The following is a 24,539-nucleotide window of genomic DNA, read 5'->3' as shown; positions in this document are numbered from 1 at the left end:
GCCATGTCCCAGGAGGAACGCCAGCGCTGGAATGACAAGCACCAGCAGTCCTCCGCGCCGCGGGAGCCGTCCGCCTTCCTCCGCTCGCTCGCGGACCGGCTGCCCCGGAAGGGCCGGGCGCTCGACCTGGCCGGCGGCCCGGGCCAGGACGCGTGCTGGCTCGCGCAGCGCGGTTTGGACGTGACGCTGGTGGACATCTCCGACGTGGCGCTGGCACAGGCGGAGACCCTGGCGCGCGACGCGGGCGTCTCCCTCACGCGCCTGCGCCTGGACCTGGAGAGCGACGCGCCACCACCCGGTCCGTTCGACCTGGTCGTGTGCCTGAACTACCTCTGGCGGCCGCTCCTCGCCGCCGTGCCAGGGCTGCTCACGCCGGGCGGCCTGTTCGTCTTTGCCCAGCCCACCCGGCGCAACCTGCAACGCCATCCGCACCCGTCCGCGCGCTTCCTCCTGGAGGAAGGGGAGCTGCCCACCCTGCTCCCGGAGCTCCAATCCCTCTCATTCACCGAGGACTGGACGGACGCCGGGCGTCACGAGGCGCGGCTTGTGGCTCGGAAGCTCCAACAGGCTCCATAGGCGAAGGCCTGCGCCTCCCGTGCCCTTCAGCTCCGCCGCTTGTACTGAAGCTCAATGGCTCTCTGCGGCGCCGCTCCCGGCTCGATGTTGAAGTGCGTGATGACCAGCGCATCCGGACCGGTCAGCTCGATATCCACGCGCCAGCCCCAGCGAGGCGACTGCTCGCCGGTGGAGTAGCTGCCGGTCACGGAGAAGCGGTCGCTCACCCCGGGCTCGCCCTGCAAGGTCATGATGTCCGTGCCGACGTGGAAGGTGTCCACCCACGCCATGGTGAACCGCCGTCCATCCAGGTGATGGCCCAGCGTCGCCATGCCGGACAGCGGCTTTCCCCCAAAGGCGGAGGTGTATTCGTACACCACGAAGCGACCGTCGAGCACGCTCCGGAAGCTGCCGGAGCTGGGCGACTCATCCTCCACCTTGTCGGGCTGGAACCACGTGCGCGCGACGCCCTCCCACGCGCCGACCAGGCGGGAGAGGAGGTGATGGGGACCGGCGGACAGGGATTGCTGCAGAGGTTCCTGGCTCATGGGCGCGGGAGTCTCCTGTGCGCTCCCGGACAAATCCACTGCGCCGCACGTTCAGCCGGCGCGAACGCCTCGGCGTCGCTACATTGCCGGCCCGCTCTCGGGCCTGTGTCCGGAGAGCCCCCTGCATCGCCTTCCTCCCAGGAGCCATCCTTGCCCACGACCCCTGCCTATGCCGCTCCCAGCGCGAAGGCCGCGCTCGGCCCCTTCACCGTGAAGCGCCGCGAGCCGCGCCCCCACGACGTGCTCATCGACATCCAGTACTGCGGCGTGTGCCACTCGGACATCCACCAGGCCCGCGACGAGTGGGGCGGCGCCCTCTTCCCCATGGTCCCGGGCCACGAGATCGTGGGCAAGGTGTCCCAGGTGGGCGGCGCCGTCACCACGTTCAAGGTGGGCGACACCGTGGGCGTGGGCTGCTTCGTGGACTCCTGCCGCGAGTGCCCCCAGTGCCTCGCGGGCGACGAGCAGTACTGCGACCGGGGCGCCGTGAACACCTACAACGGCCGCGAATACGACGGCCAGCCCACCTACGGCGGCTACTCCACCCGCATCACCGTGGACGCGAAGTACGTGGTGCGCATCCCGGAGGGCATCCCCCTGGACCGCGCCGCGCCGCTGCTGTGTGCGGGCATCACCACGTACTCGCCCCTGCGCCATTACGGCGTGAAGCCCGGCAGCAAGCTGGCCGTGGTGGGCCTGGGCGGCCTGGGCCACATGGCCGTGAAGCTGGCCAAGGCGATGGGCGCGGAGGTGACGGTGCTGAGCACCTCACCGTCCAAGCGCGAGGACGCGCTCGCCCTGGGCGCCGCGCACTTCGAGGCCACGTCCGACAAGGCGACGTTCAAGAAGCTGCGGCGCGCGTTCGACTTCATCCTGGACACCGTCTCCGCGCCGCACGACTACAACGCGTACCTGGGCCTGCTGAAGACGGACGGCACGATGATCATCGTCGGCGCGCCCGAGTCCCCCACCCCGCTGGCGGCCTTCTCGCTCATCCCGCGCCGGCTCAAGCTGGGCGGCTCGATGATTGGCGGCATCCGCGAGACGCAGGAGATGCTCGACTTCTGCGCGAAGCACCAGGTCGCCGCCGACGTGGAGGTCATCCCCATCCAGGAGATCAACGAGGCCTACGAGCGCATGCTCAAGAACGACGTGCGCTACCGCTTCGTCATCGACACGGCGAGCCTGAAGTAGGCGTCGCGCCCGACGCCCCGGCGCCCATGAGCGCGCCGGGGCATCCCCCGCGACGTCAGCCGCGCCAGGCCGTCCAGAGCGACACGAGGCCGAAGAGGAAGAAGAGCGCGGCGGTCACCCACCGCACGGACTTCATGTTCACCCGCCCGGACAGCCGGTCGCCCAGGAACACCGCGAGGCCGTCCGACACCAGCATCCCCGCCGTCGTCCCCAGGGTCACCAGCACGGGGGCCTGGTAGCGCGCGGCCACCGCCATGGTGGCCAGCTGCGTCTTGTCCCCCATCTCCGCCATGAAGAAGAGCGCCACCGTGGTGAGGAAGGCGCCGAAGCGCGGGGGCTTGTCGCCGTCCTCGTCCAGCGTGTCCGGCTTGAGCGTCCACAGGCCGAAGCCCAGGAACATCACCGCCAGCAGCAGCGCCATCACCCGCGCGGGGACGTGCACGGACACCCACGTGCCCACCGACGACGCCAGCGCGTGGTTGGCCACCGTGGCCACGAAGATGCCGCCCAGCACCACCCACGGCTTGCGGAACCTGGACGCCAGCGAGAACGCGAGCAACTGCGTCTTGTCCCCCATCTCGCTGGCGGCGACGAGGACGAATGATCCGACGATGGCTTCCACAGACACGAAGGCACCCCTTCTCGGTCCCTGGCGCGGAGGCTGTCGTGGAGGAAGCGCTTCAGGGAGGAGCGCACGACGGACCTCGGCCAGGGAGCGTTGAATCCCTGTCCGAAGGTCTCGTTCGTCCCGCGCGCTTGCGCGGGATGGGGGCCCGGGCTGTCACCAGCCAGTGTGTCGAGCGCCCCTCCGCCCCTCGCTGCCGGGCGGGAACTACTCCCCTTACGTGGGTGCGCGAGTAACAGCGCACCGGGCCGCGAGTCAACCTGGCACATCGCGTGTCCCTTTTTTTGACGGCACGAGAGGCCGGCCCCCTAATGCCCACGCCAGGTCGGTAGCGGCCTGTAGCAGCATTCCTGGAGGAAGCCCGATGCAGGATGGAAGCGCCAGCCCGCTGAGCCCCGACGCTCCGTCGTCCCCATCTCCGGTGGAGCCCGGCGAGGTCCGAAGCCCCGAGGCCGACATCGTCTCCACCCACGTCCTCGTGCCCGAGGAGCAGGTGCACAAGCTGCGCGAGCTGGCGCGGCGCACCCGCATCCACCAGAGCGAGTACCTGCGCGAGGCCGTGGAGGACCTGCTGTCCAAGTACGGCCGCATCCCCGCCAAGACAGAGGGCGAGTCGTGAGCGGCCCCCTGCTCCGACGCCGCGTCCGCCTGCTGCGCGAGCACCTGTGGCGCTGGCTGGAGCAGGAGCTGTAGTCCTCCCGGCGCCGTCTCCAGGGCCCACCTGGAGCCGTCCGGGAGGAACACGCTAGGGTCGCTCGCATCCCCTTCCTGGAGCGCCCGGATGCGTCCCACCCTGCTGTCCGCCCTCGTCGCGCTGGCCACCACCGGCTGCGCCGCCCCCGGCTTCGAGAAGCTCTACCCCGGCATGACGGCCGCCCAGGTGGCGGACACCATGGGGAGGGGTCCGGCGCGGGCGCAGGAGTTCGCGGACGGCTCGGCGGCCTGGTACTTCGACGACGACCACTGCGTGCTGATGCGCGACCACGTGCTCGTGGCCAAGTCCACCACCCAGACGCGCACCGCGGTGAGCACGCCCGTGGGCACGCTGGAGGACTCCGCCAGGGCCTGGTGCGGACCGCCGGGCACCGACGGCCGGCACGACACGACCCTGGAGACGCCCTTCGGCACCTTCAAGGGCACCGTGGACCCGGCCGCCGTCACCGAGCAGGTGCGCAGCAGCGTGCGCGCCCAGCAGGTACCGCCCGCGACGCCGCTGCCCGCCGACGGAGGGCAGGCGACCCAGCCCGCCCCGTAGCGAGGAAGGGCCTCAGGCCACCGACGAGCGGGTGACCGCGGTGTCGTCGTCCTTCTTCATCTTCCCCGCCAGCTCGCGGAAGGACATGTGGCTGACGGACAGCAGGATGAGGCCGAAGGCGATCTGCTGCACCGTCTGGCACAGCCACAGCACGTTCGCGTAGGCGAGCCCGTGCGCGTTCACCATGGCGGCGGGCAGGAACAGCCCGAGCCCCACCTTGGTGGCGGCCTGGAAGGTGCCCATCATCCCGGGCGCCGCGGGGATCATCACGCCCACCACCAGCACGCACATCACGATGTAGGACTGGAACAGCGACAGGTGCATGGGCTCGCAGGCGATGCCCGCGCCCGCGCCGGAGCAGTCGAAGGCGCGCGCGAGCAGCGCCATGCCCAGGCCGTTCACGCCCCAGTACGCGAACGTGTAGAGGAAGAAGAGGGCGACGTGCTTGCGGTCGGGGAGCTGGCGCATGGCCCCCACGAAGGTGTCCACGATGTCCGCCACCTTGTCCGCGACGCCCGGGGAGAAGCGGCCCACGGTGGCGCGCACCAGCCGCACCGTGCGCTCCTGCTGCCACAGGCCCAGGAGCAGGAACAGCAGGCCGCCGCCGAACACGGCGAACATCAGCCACGAGCCCAGCTTCACGTACCGGACCTCGGGCGTCTCCGTGGGGACGAAGAAGAGCAGCACGCGGAACAGCGCCGCGACGAAGAGGCCGTCCACGATGCGCTCCAGCACCACGGACGTCATGGCCGCGCTGCGGCGGATGGAGCTGCGCTGCGCGATGAGGAAGGGCCGGGCGAACTCGCCCAGGCGGAAGGGCAGCACCAGCAGCATCATGAAGCCGATGCCGGACGCCTCGTTCAGCTTGCGGAACGGGACGTGCTCCAGGCCCGTCAGCAACGCCCCCCAGCGCAGCGCGCGGAAGACGTGGATGAAGGTGAGGCACACGAAGTACGGCAGGAGCCACGCGTAGTTGGCCGCCTTGAGGCTGGCGATCTGCGTGGACACGTCCGTGTCCCGGAAGGCCCACCACATGAAGGCAATCGTGACGAGCAGGCTGGCGATGAGGTTGACGGCGCGTTTCACGGCAGGCGGGTATAGCGTCACTCTCCCCGCGACTCCAGCGGCACGCCCGCCCCCTGCCCTCCGGGGCGCACGGGCGCGGGCCCCGCGGCGACCCGCTCCCCTGCCTGTCGTTCGGCTGGGCTGGGAATCTTTCAACGCCTGACGCTGGCGCCGGCTCAGGCGTCGTGACGGCGCGGCTCACCATCGGAGGGCTGCTCGTCCTCCTGCTCCTCGGCCTGCCGGGTGGGCACGCGGTACTCCTCGCCCAGCCAGCGGCCCAGGTCGATGGCGCGGCAGCGGCGGGAGCAGAAGGGATGGGAGGTGTTCTCCGGGCGCGGAGGCACGGGCTTCTGACAGATGGGACACGGCGTGGGGGACATGGCGTTCTGGAGTCCTAGATAAGCCTTGACGCTCCAGCGGGCCAGGACGTTTCGTGCCCGGCCCGTGCGGATGCCTTCGGAGCCCACGCACACGCCTACGCCTGCGATCCGGCCGGGCGGCTGGTGGGCGGGGCGCTCATCCGCGAGCGGATCCGCGCGGCGCCCGGGGCGCGCATGGTGTCGCTGGAGTGGTGAACGCGGTGGTTGTTGCAACGGTGGCGGGGCTTCTCGCTGAAGGGGGCAAGGTCATGAAGGTCGTGCGCATCACGAAGCCGGGGGGGCCGGAGGTCCTCGCGTTCGACGAGCGGCCGGAGCCGGCGCCAGGCCCCCACGACGTGCAGGTGCGGGTGCGGGCGAGCGCGCTGAACCGGGCGGACCTGCTCCAGGTGCGCGGCGCCTATCCACCGCCGCCCGACGCGCCCCAGGACGTGCCGGGCCTGGAGTACGCGGGCGAGGTGGTGGCGGTGGGGCCGCGCGCGCGGAAGTTCCAGGTGGGGGACCGGGTGATGGGGCTGGTGGGGGGCGGCGCGTGGAGCGAGGTGCTCACCGCGCACGAGCGCGAGGTGCTGCGCATGCCCCGGGGGATGGACTTCGCGGACGCGGCGGCGCTGCCAGAGGCGTACCTCACGGCATACGACGCGCTGGTGCTCCAGGCGGACCTGCGGCCCGGAGAGGCGGTGCTGGTGCACGCGGTGGCGAGCGGAGTGGGCTCCGCGGCGGCCCTGCTCTGCAAGGCCATGGGTGTCCGGGTGGTGGGCACGGGGCGGAGCCGGGACAAGCTGGCGCGCGCCTCCGAGTGGGGCGTGGCCCACACGGTGCTGTGTGAGAGCAACCCGCCGGTGTTCGCGGACGCGGTGCTCGCGGCGACGGGAGGACGGGGCGCGGACGTGTGCCTGGACCTGGTGGGCGGCACCTATCTGCCGGAGTCCGTGAAGGCCATGGCGCCCCTGGGGCGGCTGATGCAGGTGGGCTCGGTGGCGGGCGCTCGCGCGGAGCTGGACCTGGGGCTGGTGATGCGCAAGCGGCTGAGGCTCACGGGCACGGTGCTGCGCAGCCGGCCCCCGGAGGAGAAGATGCTGCTCACGCAGGTGGCGGAGCGGCAGCTATTGCCCCTGTTCGACGCCGGCGCGCTGCGGGCCGTGGTGGACGCGGTGCTGCCCATGGCGGAGGTCCGCTCCGGGCTGGAGCGGATGGCGGGCAACGGCACCGTGGGCAAGGTCGTGGTGCGCTGGGATTGAGCCGCTACCCGGTCCGCTTGCGCGCGGGGGCCTTCTTCGCCGTTCGCCGGGGGCGTGACGCGGCGGGCGGAGCGGGCTCCAGCGCCTTGAGCACCCTGGCGGGAGCGCTCCGGCGCCACGCCTCCTTGAGCAGCGATTGCAGCAGGGGCCGCGTCACGGTGGTGAGCCGCACGATGACCATGGGCCAGTCTTGATAGTGCGGCGTGACGAGGAAGACCTCCGGCTGGGCTCGCAGCAACGCCTCGCGGTGGTCGAAGTCCACCTTGATGACGATGGCGTCCGCGTCCAGCACCCTCGCGAAGAGCTTGTCCCCCACCCGGAACCCGGGCGTGCCATATGACGGTCGTTCCTGCGTCGACGGGAGCGCCAGCGCCAGCGCGCGCACGTCGTCCACCGTGAGCCGCCCGCCCCGCTTCGCCACCGCCTTCTTCCGCGTCGCCATCCGCATCCTCCCTGCTCGCTCGCCGCCCGGCCGATGGGGCCACCGAAGCCATTGCGCCCGGGAAGCGGAACCGTATCCTGCGCCGCCATGGCAACCCACTTCGATCCCGCCGCCGCCGCGCAGCCGGGCTCCGGCATCTTCGGCCTCCCCCACTCCCCCGACGAGGCCCACGTCGTCGTCATCCCCGTGCCCTTCGAGGCCACCACCAGCTACGGCGGCGGCACGTCCAACGGCCCCGCCGCCCTGCTGGAGGCCAGCAAGCAGGTGGACCTGTTCGACGTGGAGACCGGCCGCCCCTACGAGCGCGGCATCGCCATGCTGGAGGCCCCCGCCGAGCTGCACGAGTGGAACACCCGCGCCAAGGAGCGCGCCCAGGTCGTCATCGAGGCCGGCGGCATCGACTCCGGCGAGGAGGAGCTGCTCGCCGCCGCGAAGGACGTGAACGGCTTCAGCGAGCAGCTCAACGCGCACGTCTACCGCACCACGAAGCACTGGCTGGAGCAGGGCAAGCGCGTGGCGGCCGTGGGCGGCGACCACGCCATCTCCTTCGGCATCATCCAGGCGCACGCGGAGAAGTACCCCGGCATGGGCGTGCTGCACCTGGACGCGCACGCCGACCTGCGCGTCGCCTACGAGGGCTTCACCTGGTCGCACGCGTCCATCTTCTACAACGTGTGCGAGCGCATCCCGGGCGTGAAGACGCTGGTCCAGGTGGGCCTGCGCGACATGAGCGAGAACGAGCACCGCTACATCGAGGACTCCGGCGGCCGCATCCACGCCTTCTACGACTCCGTCCTCCAGCAGAACCGCTTCGACGGCCTGCCCTGGAACCAGCAGGTGAAGCAGATCGTCGACAAGCTGCCGCAGCAGGTCTACCTGTCGTTCGACATCGACGGCCTGGACCCCGTGCTGTGCCCGAACACCGGCACGCCCGTCCCCGGCGGGTTGTCCTTCCCGGAGGCCACCGCGCTCGTCGCGGGCGTCGTGCGCTCGGGCCGCACCATCGTCGGCTTCGACCTGACCGAGGTGGCCCCCGGCCCCGACGGCAGCGAGTGGGACGCCAACGTGGGCGCCCGCATGCTCTACAAGATGATCGGCTGGATGCTGAAGTCGCGGCAGGCCTGAGCCCTCAGGCCACGCGCGGCAGCGACACGCTGAACGTCGCGCCCTGCCCGGGGCGCGACTCGGCGGAGAGCGCGCCACCGTGCAGCTTCGCCAGCTCCGACGCCACGTAGAGCCCCAGCGCCTCACCGCGCGCGGGGACCTCCGGGAAGGGCTGGAACAGCCGGGGCAGCTCCGCCTCGGGGATGCCCGGCCCCGGGTCGCTCACGCGCACCAGCACCTGCTCCGGGGACGCCTTCAGCTCCACGCGCACCCCGCCCTGCCGGGCCGCGTTGGACAGCAGCACGTCGAACACCTGCTCCAGGCGCTCCGGATCGAACTTGAGGCCCACCGCCTCCGGGGGCACCGTCAGCTCCACCGGCACGCCGGACCCGGTGGTGCGGCACCGCGCGACGGACGCCTCCAGGGGCAGGCGCAGGTCGCCCTCCACCGGCCGCAGCGTCACGCTGCCCGCGCTCAGGCGGACGGCGTCCTGGAGGTAGCGGCCCATCCGCTCCAGCGACTGGAGCTGCACGCGCAGCGCCTCCACCGCGCCCTTGCCGGGCGGGGGCAGGTCGCCGAGCGCGCGCAGCTGGGCCCTCGCGGCCTCCAGCGGCCCCTGGAGCGACTGCGCCACCCACCGGCTCAGCGCCTCCACGGGCGTCGCCGGCTCCGGTGGCGCGGCGGGGGCCTTCTCCAGCACGTCGTGGATCAGCGTCTCGAAGTCGGTGATTTCAAAGGGCTTGTTGAGGAACGCGGACGCATCCGGCGAGCCCTGCTGGAGCACGGCGCTCAGGAGGATGATGGGCACCTCGCGCAGCCCCGGCTCCTGCTTCAGCCGCCTGCACAGCTCCATGCCGCTCATGCGCGGCATCATGTGGTCCGTCACCACCAGCCTCGGGCGGTGGACCCGGGCGAGCGCCAGCGCCTCCTCGCCGTCCCTCGCGCGCACCACCTCGTGCCCCAGGTCCTCCACCACCTGGCTCAGGACTTCCAGCACCGCGGGCTCATCATCCGCGACCAGGACGAGACTCATGTGCAACCACCCCCTCGGGCATCAAGGCCTCACGCCGCGCCGGGACTCGCAGGGCCGCCCTGGCGCCCCAACACCGCAATCGGGCCCGGGTCAGGACGTTCTGCCTGAAAGTGCGTGCGTTCACAGCCGCGCCATCTGGTCTATGAAGAGCGGGACGCCGCTTCCAGACACCCCGGGAATGGCTGCGGCCTTCCCGACATTCAGACTGTCTTCCGGGGGACAATTCCCTGCGGCGTACGGAGGAAGGGCATGAGGGCAGCACACATCCGGTGGGGGTTCGTCCTGGTGGGGCTCGCGCTGGCGCTTCCGGCGCAGGCGGACCTGTCCCGGCGCCGGAGCGACGTGGTGGAGGTGGTGCAGAAGGTCTCCCCCGCGGTCGTCTACATCGGCACCGAACAGGAGGTGGAGTCGCGCTTCCGGGGCCGGCCCCGCTCGCCGCTGGAGGAGTTCTTCGGCCAGGGCATGGCCCGGCCGGAGACGCGCCAGCGCATCACGGGCCTGGGCAGCGGCGCCATCATCGACCCGTCCGGCATCATCGTCACCAACGACCACGTCATCCGGGGCGCGTCCGCCATCCACGTGGTGCTCGCGGACGGACGCACCTTCGACGCGGAGGTGGTGGGCAGCGACGCGAACAACGACCTGGCGGTGCTCAAGGTCAACGCCAAGGAGCCCCTGCCCACCGCGAAGCTGGGCACCAGCTCCGACCTGATGATTGGCGAGACGGTGGTGGCCATCGGCAGCCCGTTCGGCCTGAGCAAGACGGTGACGGCGGGCGTGGTGTCCGCCACGGGCCGCACCTTCCGCGCGGACGACCGCGTCTACAACGACTTCCTCCAGACGGACGCGGCCATCAACCCGGGCAACTCCGGCGGGCCGCTGCTCAACGTGGACGGGGAGATCATCGGCATCAACACGGCCATCTACGCCAACGGCCAGGGCATCGGGTTCGCCATCCCCGCGGACAAGGTGCGGCGCATCGTGGAGGAGCTCACGCGCTTCGGGAAGGTGCGCCCCGCGTGGGTGGGCATGGACACGGCGGACCTGCCCGCGCAGGTGGCCGCGCGGCTCGGGTGGGACCGCACCTACGGCGTCATCGTGACGAACGTGGATCCGGACAGCCCCGCCGCGCAGGCCGGCGTGCAGCGTGGAGACGTGGTCGCGGAGCTGGGCGGCTCGCGCATCCAGGACGCGGAGGATTTCGATTCGCGCGTGCGCGGGTATCCGGCCCGCTCGGTCTTCCCCATGGTGCTCTTCCGAGCAGGCGGCCACCGCACGGTCCAGGTGACGCCCATCGAGTTCCCAGCTCGCCTGCTTGAGTCCCTGGCGTGGGAGAAGCTGGGACTGCGCGTGAAGGAGAGCAAGGGCGGGATGGCGATCTCGGCGGTGCGGCCGGGGTCCGCTGCGTCGGAGATTGGCCTGGAGCCGGGGGACGTGCTCTTGCGGATGAACAACCAGCCCGTGCCCACGGGTGACACCTTCCGTGAAGCCCTGCTGACGGCGCGACGGGGACGTAGCGTCCTGTTGCTCGTGCGGCGCGGGCGCTACGGCTACCACCTGACGCTGCCTTTCGAAGGGCAGCGCATCTAGGCGCGACCCGGGGATTCCAGGATCGACAGGAAGGGCACTAGCATGCCGTTCCCATGAGTTCGCCTCGCTATCAGTCACTCGGCCCCCTCCTCTCGGGAGAGGGCTCGCGTGCCTTCCTCGGACTGGCGCTGGAGGAAGGCGCCACACCCCGCCCCGTGGTGCTCATCTGGGCACCGCCTGAGATCGCCCAGAACCCGGAGCTGGTGGCGCGCCTGGAGCGCGAGACGAACCGGGCCATCGTCTTCGACCACCCGAACATCCTGCGGGTGCACGGCCTGGAGAGGCTGGACGGCGGCCTGGCGCGCGTCACCGAGTTCGCGGACGGCGAGCCGCTGCGGCGCGTGCTGGAGGCGAACCCGCGCATGACGCCGGGCTTCGCGGCGCTGGTGGTGGCGGACGCGGCCATGGGGCTGCACTACGCGCACGTGGCGGGCAACGACGACGGCTCGCCGCTGGTGCACGGGGACATCCGGCCCGAGACGCTGATGGTGTCCTTCAGCGGCTACACGAAGGTGACGGGCTACGGCGCGCTGTCCGTGGCGCCGCGCGAGCGCGGTGGCAAGCGCGTGAAGAACCGCCGCGCGTACACATCCCCGGAGCAGCTGCTGGGCGGGCGCGAGGCCGTCAACGTGCAGTCGGACGTGTTCCTGCTGGGGCTCACGCTGCACGAGTGCCTCACGGGGAAGATGCCGTTCAAGGAGTCGGCGGACCCGGACAAGGCGGTGCTCAACCGCGCCCTGCCCCCGATGCCGTCGGACGTGCCGCTGAAGCTGGATGCGGTCGTGCGGCGCGCGACGACGAAGCGCGCGCTGGAGCGCTACTCGTCGGCGCTCGCGTTCCGCGAGGCGCTGGTGGAGGCCGTGGGCAAGCTGCCGACGCACGAGGAGTTCGCGGAGCACCTGGCGAAGCTGTTCCCGCCGGAGGCCGAGGCGCGCGCGGCGCGGCGGGCGACGATCGAGAAGGGCATCGCGGAGGCGCTGGCGAAGGCGGGCATGCCCGCGCCGCAGATCGCGGAGCTGATCGCGAACGGCGCGGGGCTCTCCGAGCCCGTGAAGAGCAAGGTGCCGGAGCTCTCTTCGGCGGAGGGCAGCAGGCCGGCGCCCGCGCAGCCCGTGGGTGCCACGCCGCAGGCGCCCGTCTCCACGCAGGCCCCGGCCTCCGCGCCGGTGCAGGGCACCCAGGCCGCACCCTCCGCGCCCGTGCAGGCCTCGCAGGGCACACAGGCCACACCCTCTGCGCTCGCGAGCGCGCAAGCCTCGACGGCCAAGCCCGGCCCGCAGGCTCCGACCGCCGCGCCGAGCACCGCGAGCCCGGGCGCGGGTCAGGGCGCAACGCCTGGAACGCCCTCCCCTGCCTCCACGGAGACGCGGCCCGCGGGCCCCATCTTCGGTGGAGCGGCGAGCCCCGCGGCGCAGGTCGTGGCGGCGAAGAAGCCTTCGCGTTCGTGGGTGCCGTTCGTGGTGGGCGGGCTCGTGCTGACGCTCGGCGCGGGCGCGGTGGTCATCCAGCGCCAGCTCCAGGGCACGATGACGGTGGAGACCTTCGACGCGGGCCTGCCCGTCGTCGTGGCCGAGCCCTTCGACGCGGGCATCGAGGATGCGGGCATCGAGGATGCGGGCGTGGACGCCGGTGTGGACGCGGGCCCGACGATGGGCATCCTGGATCTCACCGTGGAGCCCCGCGTGGAGGTCACGCTCAACAACGCGCTGCTGGGCCGCACGCCGCTGTCCGCGTCGCTGCCGCCGGGCAAGCACCTGCTGACGTTCACCAACGGCGCGCTCGGCATCTCCGTGTCGCGCACGGTGACGGTGGCTCCCACGGGCCGCTCGGCCTACCAGTTCTTCCTCAACAAGGCCTTCATCAACGTGCGAGGCCCCACGGGCGCCAACGTCTCCGTCGACGGCAAGCCCGTGGGCGTCGTCCCCGTTGACGAGCTGGACGTCTACGAGGGCTACCACCGCCTCAACGTCAACGTGGGCCCGTCGCACTGGCAGAAGACCTTCACCATCGAGCCCGGCCAGCGCGTCAACTTCGACGTGAACTTCCAGGAGCCTCAGGAGGCCGTGGAGGAGTAGCGCCGGCGGGGCCTCCAGCGCGCCTTCGCACCCCGGTCCGCCGTAGACTCCTCCGAATGCCTGCTCCTTCGCGTCCCAGGGCCCTCCCGCGCCGCGCCACCCTCCTCTCCTGCCTGCTGCTCACGGCGGCATGTGGCCGGCGCGTGGAGTCCGACAGGACCGAAGCCGTGGGCTCCGCCGTCGTCCGGCACGTGAGGACCTGCCAGTGGCTGGACTGGGAGAACACCTCCTGCCGGGTGGACTCCGTGATGACGGTGGGCTCCCGACGCATCGAGGGCGTCTATTCCACTTCGGCGAGCCCTCAGGGGGAGCTGGCCCTCGTGAACCTGAGGCAGGGGGACAGCCTGCTCATCGACACGCGCTCCGGAGCGGTCCGCACGACGCTGCCCGCGCAAAGCAGCGTCCAGGAGTGGTGCGGCGACGCGGAGCTCGTCCTCTCCGTGCCCGTGATGGACTCCGGCGCCACCGGGGAGAGCGGAGGCTCCCACCTGGAGCACGTGTGGCTTGAACACGGCACGGAGGTCCACCGCACCTCTGTCTACCGGGGCTCGCGCCACGTGCCCCGGGTCCTCTGCGGCCCCGACCACACGGTGGCGCTCGTGCTCGCGAACACCCACGACGGGCCGCCCATCGAGCTGCACCGCTGGAGCGCGGACCAGGGCCTCCAGCCCGTCGAGACCTGGCCCGGGGACATCCCTGGCGGGAGTGCCTCGGACCTCGTCCTCTCCTGGACCGACGCGGGCCGACCGGACTGGTGCGCGCGCAGCCGCCCCTACTCCCTCAACACGTGCGTGCCACCCACCCGTCCCGCGGCTCCCCACTGAGTCGGCCTGCCCATGTTCACCGCCGTGGCGCCCTCCAGGGGGGCCGGGCCAGCAGTGGCCTTACGCGCAGCCACACGAGTAACGACAGTAGGTCATCCCCTTCTGGCAATTGCTCTCACAAAATGGGTAGGGATTGACCAGGCAGTTGACCAGACAGGTGTCGCGGTACGCGGTGCAGGAATCACAGCATTCCTGCGGAGGAGCGGACTCCACGCCGCCGGGGGGCTCCGCCATCGCGGTGGAGGCAGCGGCGAGGAACCCCAGCGCACAACCCAAGACTCCCGCCTTCCATTGGATTCGCATACGACATCCTCCGTGATTCGTGGCATCGAGGCAGTGACGCACCGCCGACAGCCATGACTCTCCGCGAGAGGCTTTGTAGGAGTCAACCGGGAACCCATCGCCTGATGGCCTTCGGGTGAGCCTCCCCGCCGCACGAGACAAGGGTTCGGGACTTCACGTTGGGAGAGCGCCCCGACCCCGGGCGCTTCCCTCACGTTAGGCTTGCCTCCATGGCCACCCAGCACCGCGTCTATCTAATCCCCGGCTTCTTTGGCTTCACCCAGATGGGTGACAAGGAAACGGAGCGCATCGCCTACTTCCAGAACGTCCCCCAGCTGCTCCAGCAGCGGTTCAGGGCGCGCGGCATCGATGCGCAGGTGCATGCCGTGGCCTCCTCCCCCACCTCCGGGCTGGAGGCGCGCGCCCTCGACGTGTTCCGGGAGATGGCACGGACCGCGAACGAGGACGACGCGCAGCTCCACCTCGTCGGACACTCCACGGGCGGGCTGGATGCGCGGAGCGTCGTCTCACCGCGCATGGCCCGGGAGGCCCCGGACTTCGTGAAGCGCGTGCGCTCGGTCGTGAGCATCTCCACCCCGCATTACGGCACCCCACTGGCCAGCTTCTTCCACCAGGATGGCGTGGGGAAGACGCTGTTGCGCTACCTGTGGCTCTTCACCTTCTTCACCCTGCACCGCAAGGTCATGCCCTTGCGGACCGCCGTGCTCCAGGCGTGCTACTGGCTCGTCCTGAGGAGTGAGGAGGCGAAGCTCCCGCCCAACTTCTTCAACCAGGTCTTCCGGCTGACGTCGGACCTCTCCGACCGCGAGCGCGAGGAGCTCATCCACTTCTTCAGCCAGGTGGGCGAGAACCAGGCGCTGATCCAGGACCTCATGCCGGCCAGCACGCGGGCCTTCAACACGAACACCGCGGACCGGGAGGATGTGCGCTACGGCTGCGTCGTCACCGGCGCGCCGCCCCCCAAGCTGCCCCTTCCCCCGCTGCCCACCCCGGACACGCTCCTCTACGGCATCTTCTGCTTCCTGTATGGGAAGAGCGCGCCCCAGTCCCCGGAGCTCCAGCTCCCCCCGTTCACGGCGGCCCAGACCCAGGCCCTCCAGGACGTCCTCGGCAGGAACTTCGAGTCCCGGAGCGACGGCATCGTCCCGAGCCGCGCCCAGGTCTGGGGACAGGTCCTCCACGTCGCGAACGCGGACCACATGGACGTCATCGGCCACTTCGACCAGTCCCCGGACCACATCAGCTGGCTGAAGTCAGGCTCCCACTTCCAGGAGCCGCAGTTCCAGGCGATGTGGGAGCGGATCATCGACTTCACCGTGGGCAGCGCCGCGGCGGCCCACCCAGGCACCCCAGCGCGGGAACGCGTGCCCGCCAACGGCTGACGCCCGCCCCGCCTCGACGAAGCACCGCGCGGCTCCACGAGCGGGGCCAGGGAGCATCAACCCCGCCGGAGCAGCTCGGCTCGCATCGCCTCCACCGCGTCCTTGGACTCCTTCAGGCCCTCGCCGTGGAGGTCGCGGTAGAGCTTGATGGCCTGGATGAGGTTGTTGTCTCGAATGGCGCGCTCGATGGCCGCGTGCGCTTCCGGCTCGGACACCTCACGGCGCCCGGGGGCCCCCACGAGCGCCCGGCCCTCCCGCATCATCGCCTCCACGGCGTCCTTCGCCTCCTTCAGGCCGCTGCCATGGAGCTGCCGGTGGAGCTTGATGGCGTCGAGCTTCTGCCCGGACTGGATCAGCTCCGCCAGGCGCGCCTGCCCCTCCTCCGGAGACAGCGCGACGGGCGGCGCCGAGGACTGCTGACGCTCGGCCGAGCGCCACCAGCGGCCCAGGATGGCGCCCACGACCACCGCGATCACCAACAACACCAGGAATGACGGGGACATCCCACGAGCATACCGAAACAGGCGTCAGACGGGCGCCACTGGCTGCTCGTCCGGTTCTTCCGGTCGCCGCTCCGGGGGCGCCATGAACTCGGGGCCCACGGGGTCGCGCACGGACTCGTTCACGACCGAGTCCGTGTACGCCAGGGCCTCGCTGTCGAGGCTCCAGCCCACCACGTCCCGCAGCGGCTCCAGCTCGCCGGGGTGACGGGCGCCCCACAGCGCTACGGTGACGCCCGGCTGATCCAACACCCACCGGACCGCGAGCGGGAGCACGCCCTTGCCGTAGCGCTCGCGCGCGAACTGCGCGAGCCGCTGGACGGCTTGCAGGTACTGCGCGTAGCGCGGAGGCTGGAACTTGGGGTCTGTCTTTCGCAGGTCGTCCCCCTCGAAGCGGGTGTCCTCGCGCATGCCTCCGGTCAGCAGCCCGCGGCAGAGCGCGCCGTAGGTCAGGGTGGCCAGCCCATTCGCGCGGCACCAGGGGACGATGTCCTCCAGGGCCTGCCGCTCGAAGAGGTTGAGCGGAGGCTGCGCGGAGGCGAGCGGCGCCACACGCCGGAAGCGCTCCATCGCCTCGATGGAGTAGTTGGAGACGCCGATCGCGCGGATCCTTCCCGCGCGCTGGAGATCGAGCAGCGCCTGGGCCGTCTCCTCGTAGGGTGTATCGAAGTCCGGCCAGTGGACCTGGTAGAGGTCGATGTAGTCGGTGCGCAGCCGCCGCAGCGAGACCTCGATCTCCTCGAAGATCCGCCGCCGCGACGAGTTGCGGATGACGCCGTCCCCGCGCTGCTCCAGGCCCACCTTGGTCGCCACGACGACGCGCTCACGCCCGCCTCGCTCGGCGATCGCCCGGCCCACGACCTCCTCCGAGTGTCCGAAGCCGTAGGCCGGCGCGGTGTCGAGGAGCGTGACGCCCAGGTCGAGCGCCGCGTGGATGGTCCGCACCGACTCGTCGTCGTCGGTGCCCCCCCACTGTGTCCCGCCCATGGCCCAGGTCCCCAGACCTACCCGGCTGGCAGGGGTCGAAACGCCGGGAATCGATGCGTACTCCATGGCTCACCTCCGTGTCCGTATGGCAGTCCTCGCGCGGGGCGCTGCTTCATGCCCTTCGCCGCGATGCCTCTTCGGTGTGCACCGCCCCCCGGCGAAGCAAGCTGTCGTCCAGCATGGGCGGGGAGCCACCTCCCCCTCCCCAGCGCATGAGGGAGCGGCACGGTCGCACGGTGCGACCGGCCGGCGCCGGCTCCCGTCCGTGAGGGCGTGCGGTGCCACCTACGTCTCCGGGCAGGACGTGCCGCTCAGCGAGCTCGGGAAGAAGCTCGGGCCCCTCGACGTCATCGACGAGGCGGTGGGCGTGCCGAAGGTCGCGTTCGCGGTGCTCGAAGCGCCGGGCTCCAGCGGGCTCTCCATCTTCACCGGCATCCCAGCGCACGGCACCCCGAGCCCCGTGGACGGACACCCCACCCACTCCTGGATGCCCATCCAGGAGGCGCCCGCGCCGCGCACAGGACGCGGTGGCATCCAGCAGGTGGTGCGGCTCGCGTCGAGCCGACGCGGCTGAGGCTCCCTCCTCTGGCCGGACACTCTGGGACGGGTCGTTGCGTGGGCCGCCAGCACATCCCAACTTCCGGACATGTCCTCCCCCCTCGAGCACTACGGCCTCATCGGCGACCAGACGACCATCGCGCTGGTGTCACGCACTGGGTCCATCGACTGGATGTGCCTGCCACGCATCGACTCGGATGCCTGCTTCGCCCGGCTGCTCGGAACCCACGAGCACGGCTCCTGGAGTCTCCGGCCCGCGGCGGAGGTCCGGTCGGTCCAGCAGCGGTACCGGCCGGAGACGCTGGTGCTGGAGACGGAGGTCACCTGCGACAGCGGCAGGGCGCGCGTCATCGACTTCATGCCTCCGGGGGAGGTCGAGCACGACGTCATCCGCATCGTCGAGGGCCTCGAAGGGGAGGTCCCGATGCATGCGGACCTCCGGGTGCGCTTCGCCTACGGCAAGCTGACTCCCTGGATCCAATGCGACGGCCTCCGCGCCACCCTGACCTCGGGTCCGGACTCGCTCGCATACAGCAGCCCGGTGCCATTCGAAGCGGACTGGGACGAGGCTCGCCTGGAAGCGGACTTCGTCATCCGCGCGGGCGAGCGGCTCCCCTTCTCCCTGACGTTCTACGAGTCGCACCGGGCCGCGCCGGGGCACGCCGTCGACGCGGAGCGGGACCTGGTGCGGACCGAGCGGCACTGGCGCGAGTGGGCCAGCCGGTGCCGATACGAGGGCCCCTATCGCGACGCCGTGGTGCGCTCGCTCATCACCTTGAAGGCGCTCACCTACGAGCCCACCGGCGGCATCGTCGCGGCGCCGACCACGTCGCTCCCCGAGGAGCTCGGCGGGGTGCGCAACTGGGACTACCGCTTCTGCTGGCTTCGCGACGCCTCTCTCACGATCGAGGCGCTCCTGCGGAGCGGCTACCTCGAGGAGGCGCGGGCCTGGCGCGACTGGCTGCTGCGCGCCGTGGCCGGAGCTCCGGCCGAGGCGCAGATCATGTACGGCGTCGCCGGCGAGCACCGCCTCACCGAGGTCGAGCTGCCGTGGCTCCCCGGCTACGAGGAGTCCCGGCCGGTGCGCATCGGGAATGGCGCGTACGATCAGTTCCAGCTCGACATCTACGGCGAGACGCTGAACGCCATGTACGAGGCGCGCGTGTTCGGGATGCCGGAGGAGGGCTCGCTCCCCTGGGACATGCTGCGGGTGCTCGTCGACTTCATGGAGAAGAGCTGGCAGCGTCCGGACGAGGGCATCTGGGAGATCCGCAGCAAGACCCATCATCACTTCACGCACTCGAAGCTGATGGCCTGGGTGGCGGTGGACCGAGGCGTCCGATTCGTCGAGCAGTTCGGCGCCAACGCGCCGCAGGAGCTGAAGAAGCGCCTGTCCCGCTGGCGCGCGCTGCGCGAGGAGATCCGCGCCGACATCCTGGCGCGAGCCTTCAACACGCGCCTGAACGCCTTCACGCAGGCCTACGGCTCGGACGCCCTCGACGCGAGCGTGCTCCTGATTCCGCACATGGGGTTCCTGCCCGCGGATGACCCGCGCATGCAGGGCACCATCGCCGCCATCGAGAAGGACCTCACCTGGGATGGGTTCGTGGAGCGCTACTCGACCAGGACGGGCGTGGACGGGCTGGCGGGGCACGAGGCCACGTTCCTCATCTGTAGCTTCTGGCTCGTCGACAACTACATCATGGCGGGCCGCCTCGACGAGGCGGAGGCGCTGTTCCAGCGCCTCGTCTCCATCCGGAACGACCTCGGCCTGCTGGCCGAGGAGTACCACCCCGGACTGCACCGCCAGCTCGGCAACTTCCCACAGGCGTTCTCCCACGTCGGGCTCATCAACAGCGCCGTGCTGCTCGAGGCCAGGCGCGCGGGACGCGACGTGTCGTTCGCCGCCAGGGTCGCCGCGAGCCTGCACTAGGCGCTGAAGGCGCGGCACGCTAAGAAGCACCTGGAGGTGTTGAAGGCGAAGTTCCGTGGGGGCGCGGGTCACCAGCTCGCCATCACCTGGGGCTTCCAGTTCGTGGACATCGCGCGTGCGCTGAGCCAGAAGGCCGCGCAGAGCCCCAGGACGCAGAAGGGCAAGCAACTCCTCGCGAGCTTCATGGAGTTCGTGCAGACCCGCATCGACACGCGAGAGATCAAGCTCCAGCAGATCCAGCAGCAAGGCATTGGAGACAGGCACAACCTCTTCGAGTACCTGTGGGTCTTCGAGTCCACCCTGTGGGAGCTCGCGCTCGTCAGCGCGAGCTGTCTGTCGATGGCGGACATCGCCTCCGCCCTCCGTGCCGCCGTCCCGGGCTGGGCGCCCACGGTGAGCCTCTCGGAGACCCAGCTCGAAGAGACGCTCAAGGTCGGCGGTACCACCCTCCAGAGGGTCTACTTCCCATCCGGCACCGCCGCGGCGGAGGAGCTGTATCAAATCCTTTGGAAGACGGAGTTCTCGCCTTTCGGCCTGGAGGTCCTCCCGCAGGAGCTCTCCACCTTCACCCCCTACTTCGAGTTCTATCAGGCATCCGCCACGCTCCTTCACCGGCAGACCGTCCAGCAGAGGAGCGGGCAGGATGCCGAGTACAAGTTCGCCGGCACCCAGATATGGCTGAACCTGTCGGACGGGCTCCACTCGGCGATCCTGGACAGTCTCTCCTCCCGACCCAACGTCGGGGCCCTGATCGCGGTGCTGGCATCAGGGTACATCCAGCAGCTGATCCGGAAGCGGGAGCTGGAGATTGAAGGGGGCGCCCAGGATCCCACCCCCAATCTCCAGCGCGTGTGCCTGGTCATCGACTTCACGAAGTTCACCGGGGACATGCCGAATGATCGGCTGTACCCCCTCCTCGTGCAGCTCCGTGAGACGCTGCTCATGATCACGAGCAGGCAGCACGCCCAGGTGGTGGACGTCGTCTTCCTGCGCTCGAACCTGAAATACAACACGGGATCCCTGGACCGGTATCAGTCGGGCGAGCTCCTCTTCGCCGCGGGCGGTGAGGTCGCGAAGAAGGGGATCGGCGGCAAGCTGTCCACGCGGGCCTCGGCCTCGTTCCAGGGGGAGTGGCTCCTGAACGGAGAGTACATCCCGCTCATGAAGCGGACGTACCTGCTGGCGGATGCCATCGGCTTCAACCGCTGGACGGCCTATTCCCAGACATGGGCGGGCGGCGGCGCCTCATCGACGAGGTCGAGTCCGTACGACGCCTCCCTCCTGGCGCTCAAGGCGGACCTCGTGGGCTTCGTCGACCACCCCCTGGACCCCATCGTCAGCAACCTCGTCGTCGACATCCGCAAGCAATCCTTCAAGAGGCACCTGGGTGGACAGACGACGCAGCGCGTCTCCACCTTCTGGACGCAGGTGGTCAACGACAGGAACTACCTGAAGGACCTGGGCTGGAAGGAGCTGGGCGCGAGCACGCCGAGGCTGCGTGCGCTCGCGGGCGCCCTCCAGAAGGACCTCGAGCTGATCATCGAGGGCATTCACGGCGACCTCCATCCCGGAGGCAAGCCCAAGCCCAAGAGGGAGCGCAGCGAGGCGTACGAGCACCTCAGCCGGTATCTGGCCCGCCTGCGGGACGCCCGGAAGAAGCTCCCCAACCTGGACGCCATCACGCCCGTTTCCACCCCCGCGCTCGTCGCGCCGGTTCCGCCCCCCACCCTTCCGGTCGCCTCCAGCCTCACCCCTCTCGCCGGCAAGCACTGCAGCGGTTGCGACACGGTCCACGGCAGCACCCCCTCGCTGCTGCGGAGGTGGCATGTCTGCCGGGACTGCGGCGCGATCTTCTGCTGGTGGTGCGGCTTCAAGCTCAAGTCGTACGTCTTCCCCGACCTTGACGAAGTCCTGGATGCGATGGTGAAGGACTACTCCAACCCCAACGTGCGCGCATGCACGCATTGCCAGGGGCCGACGCAGCTTGCGTGACGCGAAGGTGAAGGGCTCCCCGCTTTCAGTCGCGCCCGCCGCGCCACTTCGCCCCGGAGCGGAGGGCTCCGGGGCGAGAGCGCCGATCCAGAAGGCCTAGAGGATCGAGATGGAGTCCGACATGGTGTTGAACGGCGAGTTGATGGACGTGCTCTGGTAATAGAACGTCCCGCTCTGGTTCCCGGACACGTCGTAGTAGCGCATGAAGCCGATGATGGTCTGCCCCGGCGAACACGGCATCACCGCGTTGCCAAAGCCGTCGTCACAGATGCTGTCGTTGGCGTAGTTGGCGGAGCCCGACAGCACGCTGCCAGCCATCGTGACGTAGCGCGAGGTGCCGTAGCCGAACTCCAGCACGGCCACCAGCAGCACGTCGCCGCCGTGGTCGTAGGTCGTGCTGAACGCCGACGAGGACACGTACTCCCAGCCCACGGTGCTGGAGCCGACCGCGTACACCTCCACGTAGCTCAGCGCGGGGGCGGGCCCCAGCGTCGTCACGCGGCCAGCCTCCGGAACGCGCCCCAGACGCTGACTGCTGACGTCGAGCGGCTCCCCGCGGACCGTGGTCCCGACGTAGCGGCGGGCCGCCTCCGCGGGCGTGAAGTCTGCGGCGGAAGCACTCATCGCGACGGTGGACAATGCAACGGCGAGCAGCTTGGCGTGCATGGACATTCTCCAGACTGAGATGGGATTCGGGCACGCGGAGTGCGTGCCCTGAGCAACCTAGAGAGAAGCCAGCCAGTACTCAATCCTTGAATTGACAACATGAGAAATGCGGTCGCCTGAGACTTCGCCCGGGTGCGAGGCAACCCGGGCGGATGTCTCACTTAACGGCGGGGCTTCGCGATGAGCGCGTTCGCCGCCTCCGGCCTGGCGTGACACTCCAGCAAGGCGCGGAGGAGGAGCGGGGCGACGATGGTGGCGTCCGACTCGATGACGAACATCGGTGTCGTCTCGGTCAGCTTGTCCCAGGTGATCTTCTCATTGGGCGTGGCCCCCGAGTACGAGCCGTAGGACGTCGTGGAGTCACTGATCTGGCAGAAGTAGGCCCACGGCTTCACCGGCTTGCGCAGGTCGTACTTCATGGAAGGGACGACGCAGATGGGGAAGTCCCCGGCGATGCCACCGCCAATCTGGAAGAAGCCGACGCCCTGGCCCTGGGAGAGCTCCTCGTAGCGGTCGTAGAAGTCGGCCATGTATTCGATGCCTGACTTGACGATGCTCGCGTTGCATTCGCCCGTCTTCACGTAGGACGCGAAGATGTTTCCGAACGTCGAATCCTCGTAGCCGGGGACGACGATGGGCAGCCGGCGCTTCGCCGCCTCCAGCAGCCAGCAGTCCTCGGGCGGGCCCTCGTACGCGGACGGCTCCAGCGCCAGGACGATGTCGTAGAAGTACTCGTGCCAGAAGCGCCGCTCGCCGTTCGCGGAGGCGTTCATCCACAGGGGGACGACGATCTTCTCCACCGCGCGGAACGCCTCGTCCTCGGGGATGCTCGTGTCGGTGACCCGCCGCATCCGCTGCTCCAGGATGCGCGTGTCATCCTGCTTGGTGAAGTAGCGGTACTCCGGGAAGTCCTTGTACGAGTCATGGGCGACGAGCCGGAAGAGCGACTCCTCCAGGTTCGCGCCCGTCACCGACAGGCCGTGGATGAGCCCCGCGCGGATGGCGGGGGCCAGGGTGATGCCCAGCTGCGCGGACGACATCGCGCCCGCGACGCTCCAGAACATCCGGCCACCGCTGGAGACATGCCGCCAGTACGACAGCAGCGCGTCGCGCGTGGCGCGCGCGTTGAAGTTCTTGTAGTTCGACAGGACGAACTCGAGCAGGGGGAGCTCGGACGTGCTCATGGGTGCCTCCGGCGACAACGTGGTTGAAGCTCGGGAGGCGACGGTTGAGCAAAGCCACCCGAGGACACCCCTACGGCCACGACGAAGCGTCGCGCCGCCATCGGGAGTGTCGGGTGGCTGCGGCTTCAGTAACACGGCGGCTGGACCCACGCCACGGGATCCACAGCCAGGACAGGGGCTCGACGTCTCCGCCCGTTCCGTGGTTCCGCGAGAGCACCGCGTTCGGGAAGTTCTTCGGCAAGGTGTGGGACGCGCGAGGGAACGCACAGCGGCTGGACGAGGCGGCGCGCGAGCTGGCCGAGGTCATCGGGGTCCTCGCGGGCGTCCTGGTCGAGGCCCTGGCGATGTGGGCCACGGCCAAGGGCGTGGGCACCGCGCTCCGGTTGCTCAAACCGGTTGCAGCGCGCGATCGACCGGTTCAAGGCCAAGGTCACCACCGTCGAGGAGGCCATCACCAACCTCTGGGATGCCATTGGCACGCGGCTCGTCCTGTCGGACACCTCGCCAGCGGCGATAACGCGGGCGGTGAACCGGCTCGCGGAGGCCATCCGCCTGGGGGAGTTGGAGGTCGTCGAGCTCAACAATCTCCATGGGCCGGGAGGCAAGCCCGACTTCACTCCCGAACACCTGGAGACGCTGAGCGCCGCGGCGCTCGACGCCGGAAAGAAGCTGGTCATCAACGACAAGGTGATGGACAGCGGGTAGACGGTGGTGTGCGCATACCTGAAGCATGCCAATGGCGTGCGCGGCGAGTTGCAGCTCATCGGAAAGGACGTGCTGGCCATCGCCAACGCCGAGCACATCCCCTACGACGTATTGCTGCGCAAGCCGCTCGTGCGCAATGTGCCGAAGGCCGCGGAGGTGGAGCTCCAGAGCCTGGTCAAGCCCATGGAGGCCGCCATGGACGCGCTGACCCAGGCACAGAAAGCGCAATACCTCCAGTACCTCAAGCCGGCATACATCCACGCCCGCATGATGGAGCTCGGCAAGGCGTCCACCGCGCCTCCGCTGCCCCCGGGGCTGAACCCGATCCTGAGCACCGAACGGTTCCAGGCGCTCGAACGCTCCATCGCGGCCATCAAGGCCCGCTACAAGTCACCCTGAGG

25 protein-coding genes are annotated in these 24,539 nt (G+C 70.1%); 15 read left to right on the top strand and 10 right to left on the bottom strand.

The annotated features are described in order from the left end of the window. Positions 1 to 3 precede the first annotated feature (3 nt). Positions 4 to 576 (top strand): class I SAM-dependent methyltransferase, encoded by a 573-nt coding sequence (locus U8525_RS00510; protein WP_374259651.1) that lies wholly within the window; start codon positions 4 to 6, stop codon positions 574 to 576. 26 nt (positions 577 to 602) lie between these two features. On the opposite strand, the gene U8525_RS00505 is transcribed toward U8525_RS00510, so the two are convergent. After that, positions 603 to 1,103, bottom strand: coding sequence for a DUF1579 domain-containing protein (locus tag U8525_RS00505; RefSeq protein WP_374259648.1), 501 nt, complete (start codon positions 1,101 to 1,103; stop codon positions 603 to 605). Between the two features lie 150 nt (positions 1,104 to 1,253). Here U8525_RS00505 and U8525_RS00500 point away from each other — a divergent pair, with 150 nt between their 5' ends. Continuing rightward, a complete protein-coding gene (locus U8525_RS00500; protein ID WP_374259645.1) occupies positions 1,254 to 2,297 on the top strand; it encodes an NAD(P)-dependent alcohol dehydrogenase in 1,044 nt (347 codons plus the stop codon). A 55-nt stretch (positions 2,298 to 2,352) separates the two neighbouring features. On the opposite strand, the gene U8525_RS00495 is transcribed toward U8525_RS00500, so the two are convergent. Then, positions 2,353 to 2,919 (bottom strand): TMEM165/GDT1 family protein, encoded by a 567-nt coding sequence (locus U8525_RS00495; RefSeq protein ID WP_374260509.1) that lies wholly within the window; start codon positions 2,917 to 2,919, stop codon positions 2,353 to 2,355. Positions 2,920 to 3,286: 367 nt separating this feature from the next. Here U8525_RS00495 and U8525_RS00490 point away from each other — a divergent pair, with 367 nt between their 5' ends. Together U8525_RS00490 and U8525_RS00485 are read left to right on the top strand one after the other, a co-directional pair. After that, on the top strand, positions 3,287 to 3,541 hold the full coding sequence (locus tag U8525_RS00490; protein ID WP_374259642.1) for a ribbon-helix-helix domain-containing protein: 255 nt from the start codon (positions 3,287 to 3,289) through the stop codon (positions 3,539 to 3,541). Positions 3,542 to 3,703: 162 nt separating this feature from the next. Then, entirely contained in the window at positions 3,704 to 4,177 is a 474-nt protein-coding gene (locus U8525_RS00485) for a hypothetical protein (RefSeq protein ID WP_374259639.1), read from the top strand. Between the two features lie 12 nt (positions 4,178 to 4,189). On the opposite strand, the gene U8525_RS00480 is transcribed toward U8525_RS00485, so the two are convergent. Together U8525_RS00480 and U8525_RS00475 are read right to left on the bottom strand one after the other, a co-directional pair. Then, positions 4,190 to 5,263: a lysylphosphatidylglycerol synthase transmembrane domain-containing protein gene (locus tag U8525_RS00480; protein ID WP_374259637.1), complete on the bottom strand. Its 1,074-nt coding sequence runs from the start codon at positions 5,261 to 5,263 to the stop codon at positions 4,190 to 4,192. A 155-nt stretch (positions 5,264 to 5,418) separates the two neighbouring features. Continuing rightward, positions 5,419 to 5,622: a DNA gyrase inhibitor YacG gene (locus U8525_RS00475; RefSeq protein ID WP_374259635.1), complete on the bottom strand. Its 204-nt coding sequence runs from the start codon at positions 5,620 to 5,622 to the stop codon at positions 5,419 to 5,421. Positions 5,623 to 5,870: 248 nt separating this feature from the next. On the opposite strand from U8525_RS00475, the gene U8525_RS00470 reads away from it, so the two are divergent. Next, complete coding sequence (locus tag U8525_RS00470; protein ID WP_374259632.1) at positions 5,871 to 6,860, top strand: NAD(P)H-quinone oxidoreductase; 990 nt, start codon at positions 5,871 to 5,873, stop codon at positions 6,858 to 6,860. A 4-nt stretch (positions 6,861 to 6,864) separates the two neighbouring features. Here the strand turns inward: U8525_RS00470 and U8525_RS00465 are convergent, their stop codons facing one another. Next, a complete protein-coding gene (locus U8525_RS00465; protein WP_374259629.1) occupies positions 6,865 to 7,302 on the bottom strand; it encodes an MmcQ/YjbR family DNA-binding protein in 438 nt (145 codons plus the stop codon). A gap of 87 nt (positions 7,303 to 7,389) precedes the next feature. Here U8525_RS00465 and U8525_RS00460 point away from each other — a divergent pair, with 87 nt between their 5' ends. After that, complete coding sequence (locus tag U8525_RS00460) at positions 7,390 to 8,427, top strand: agmatinase family protein (RefSeq protein ID WP_374259626.1); 1,038 nt, start codon at positions 7,390 to 7,392, stop codon at positions 8,425 to 8,427. Between the two features lie 4 nt (positions 8,428 to 8,431). Here U8525_RS00460 and U8525_RS00455 read toward each other — a convergent pair whose 3' ends face one another. Further along, complete coding sequence (locus U8525_RS00455; protein ID WP_374259624.1) at positions 8,432 to 9,439, bottom strand: ATP-binding protein; 1,008 nt, start codon at positions 9,437 to 9,439, stop codon at positions 8,432 to 8,434. Positions 9,440 to 9,688: 249 nt separating this feature from the next. Between U8525_RS00455 and U8525_RS00450 the strand changes: the two genes are divergently transcribed. The 4 genes from U8525_RS00450 to U8525_RS00435 all read left to right on the top strand — a co-directional run bounded on the left by U8525_RS00450 (position 9,689) and on the right by U8525_RS00435 (position 15,613). Then, entirely contained in the window at positions 9,689 to 11,029 is a 1,341-nt protein-coding gene (locus tag U8525_RS00450) for a trypsin-like peptidase domain-containing protein (protein ID WP_374259621.1), read from the top strand. 53 nt (positions 11,030 to 11,082) lie between these two features. Continuing rightward, positions 11,083 to 13,104 (top strand): protein kinase, encoded by a 2,022-nt coding sequence (locus U8525_RS00445; RefSeq protein WP_374259619.1) that lies wholly within the window; start codon positions 11,083 to 11,085, stop codon positions 13,102 to 13,104. Positions 13,105 to 13,160: 56 nt separating this feature from the next. Continuing rightward, positions 13,161 to 13,928: a hypothetical protein gene (locus U8525_RS00440; protein ID WP_374259617.1), complete on the top strand. Its 768-nt coding sequence runs from the start codon at positions 13,161 to 13,163 to the stop codon at positions 13,926 to 13,928. A 512-nt stretch (positions 13,929 to 14,440) separates the two neighbouring features. Next, complete coding sequence (locus tag U8525_RS00435; protein ID WP_374259615.1) at positions 14,441 to 15,613, top strand: esterase/lipase family protein; 1,173 nt, start codon at positions 14,441 to 14,443, stop codon at positions 15,611 to 15,613. A 56-nt stretch (positions 15,614 to 15,669) separates the two neighbouring features. Here U8525_RS00435 and U8525_RS00430 read toward each other — a convergent pair whose 3' ends face one another. Together U8525_RS00430 and U8525_RS00425 are read right to left on the bottom strand one after the other, a co-directional pair. Further along, the gene (locus tag U8525_RS00430) at positions 15,670 to 16,116 is read right to left on the bottom strand and encodes a hypothetical protein (RefSeq protein WP_374259610.1); all 447 of its coding nucleotides are present in this window, start codon (positions 16,114 to 16,116) and stop codon (positions 15,670 to 15,672) included. A 24-nt stretch (positions 16,117 to 16,140) separates the two neighbouring features. Next, positions 16,141 to 17,166, bottom strand: a complete 1,026-nt coding sequence (locus tag U8525_RS00425; RefSeq protein WP_374259608.1) for an aldo/keto reductase — start codon at positions 17,164 to 17,166, stop codon at positions 16,141 to 16,143. A gap of 199 nt (positions 17,167 to 17,365) precedes the next feature. Here U8525_RS00425 and U8525_RS00420 point away from each other — a divergent pair, with 199 nt between their 5' ends. The 3 genes from U8525_RS00420 (at position 17,366) to U8525_RS00410 (ending at position 21,583) form a co-directional block, all read left to right on the top strand. After that, entirely contained in the window at positions 17,366 to 17,674 is a 309-nt protein-coding gene (locus U8525_RS00420; protein ID WP_374259605.1) for a hypothetical protein, read from the top strand. A gap of 72 nt (positions 17,675 to 17,746) precedes the next feature. Then, complete coding sequence (locus U8525_RS00415) at positions 17,747 to 19,591, top strand: glycoside hydrolase family 15 protein (protein ID WP_374259602.1); 1,845 nt, start codon at positions 17,747 to 17,749, stop codon at positions 19,589 to 19,591. A 36-nt stretch (positions 19,592 to 19,627) separates the two neighbouring features. Next, positions 19,628 to 21,583 carry a hypothetical protein gene (locus tag U8525_RS00410; RefSeq protein WP_374259599.1) on the top strand — a complete coding sequence of 652 codons (1,956 nt, stop codon included), beginning with the start codon at positions 19,628 to 19,630 and terminating at the stop codon, positions 21,581 to 21,583. Between the two features lie 96 nt (positions 21,584 to 21,679). On the opposite strand, the gene U8525_RS00405 is transcribed toward U8525_RS00410, so the two are convergent. Next, positions 21,680 to 22,249: a DUF4879 domain-containing protein gene (locus U8525_RS00405; protein WP_374259596.1), complete on the bottom strand. Its 570-nt coding sequence runs from the start codon at positions 22,247 to 22,249 to the stop codon at positions 21,680 to 21,682. A 161-nt stretch (positions 22,250 to 22,410) separates the two neighbouring features. After that, positions 22,411 to 23,433 carry a deoxyhypusine synthase family protein gene (locus U8525_RS00400; protein WP_374259593.1) on the bottom strand — a complete coding sequence of 341 codons (1,023 nt, stop codon included), beginning with the start codon at positions 23,431 to 23,433 and terminating at the stop codon, positions 22,411 to 22,413. 396 nt (positions 23,434 to 23,829) lie between these two features. Between U8525_RS00400 and U8525_RS00395 the strand changes: the two genes are divergently transcribed. Continuing rightward, on the top strand, positions 23,830 to 24,138 hold the full coding sequence (locus U8525_RS00395) for a hypothetical protein (RefSeq protein ID WP_374259591.1): 309 nt from the start codon (positions 23,830 to 23,832) through the stop codon (positions 24,136 to 24,138). Positions 24,139 to 24,141: 3 nt separating this feature from the next. Further along, positions 24,142 to 24,537, top strand: a complete 396-nt coding sequence (locus tag U8525_RS00390) for a hypothetical protein (protein ID WP_374259589.1) — start codon at positions 24,142 to 24,144, stop codon at positions 24,535 to 24,537. Positions 24,538 to 24,539: the final 2 nt, after the last annotated feature.

The sequence above is a fragment of the Corallococcus sp. RDP092CA genome (genome assembly GCF_041903675.1).
Classification (GTDB): Bacteria; Myxococcota; Myxococcia; order Myxococcales; family Myxococcaceae; genus Corallococcus.
This window is presented reverse-complemented; position numbering and strand designations above follow the sequence as displayed.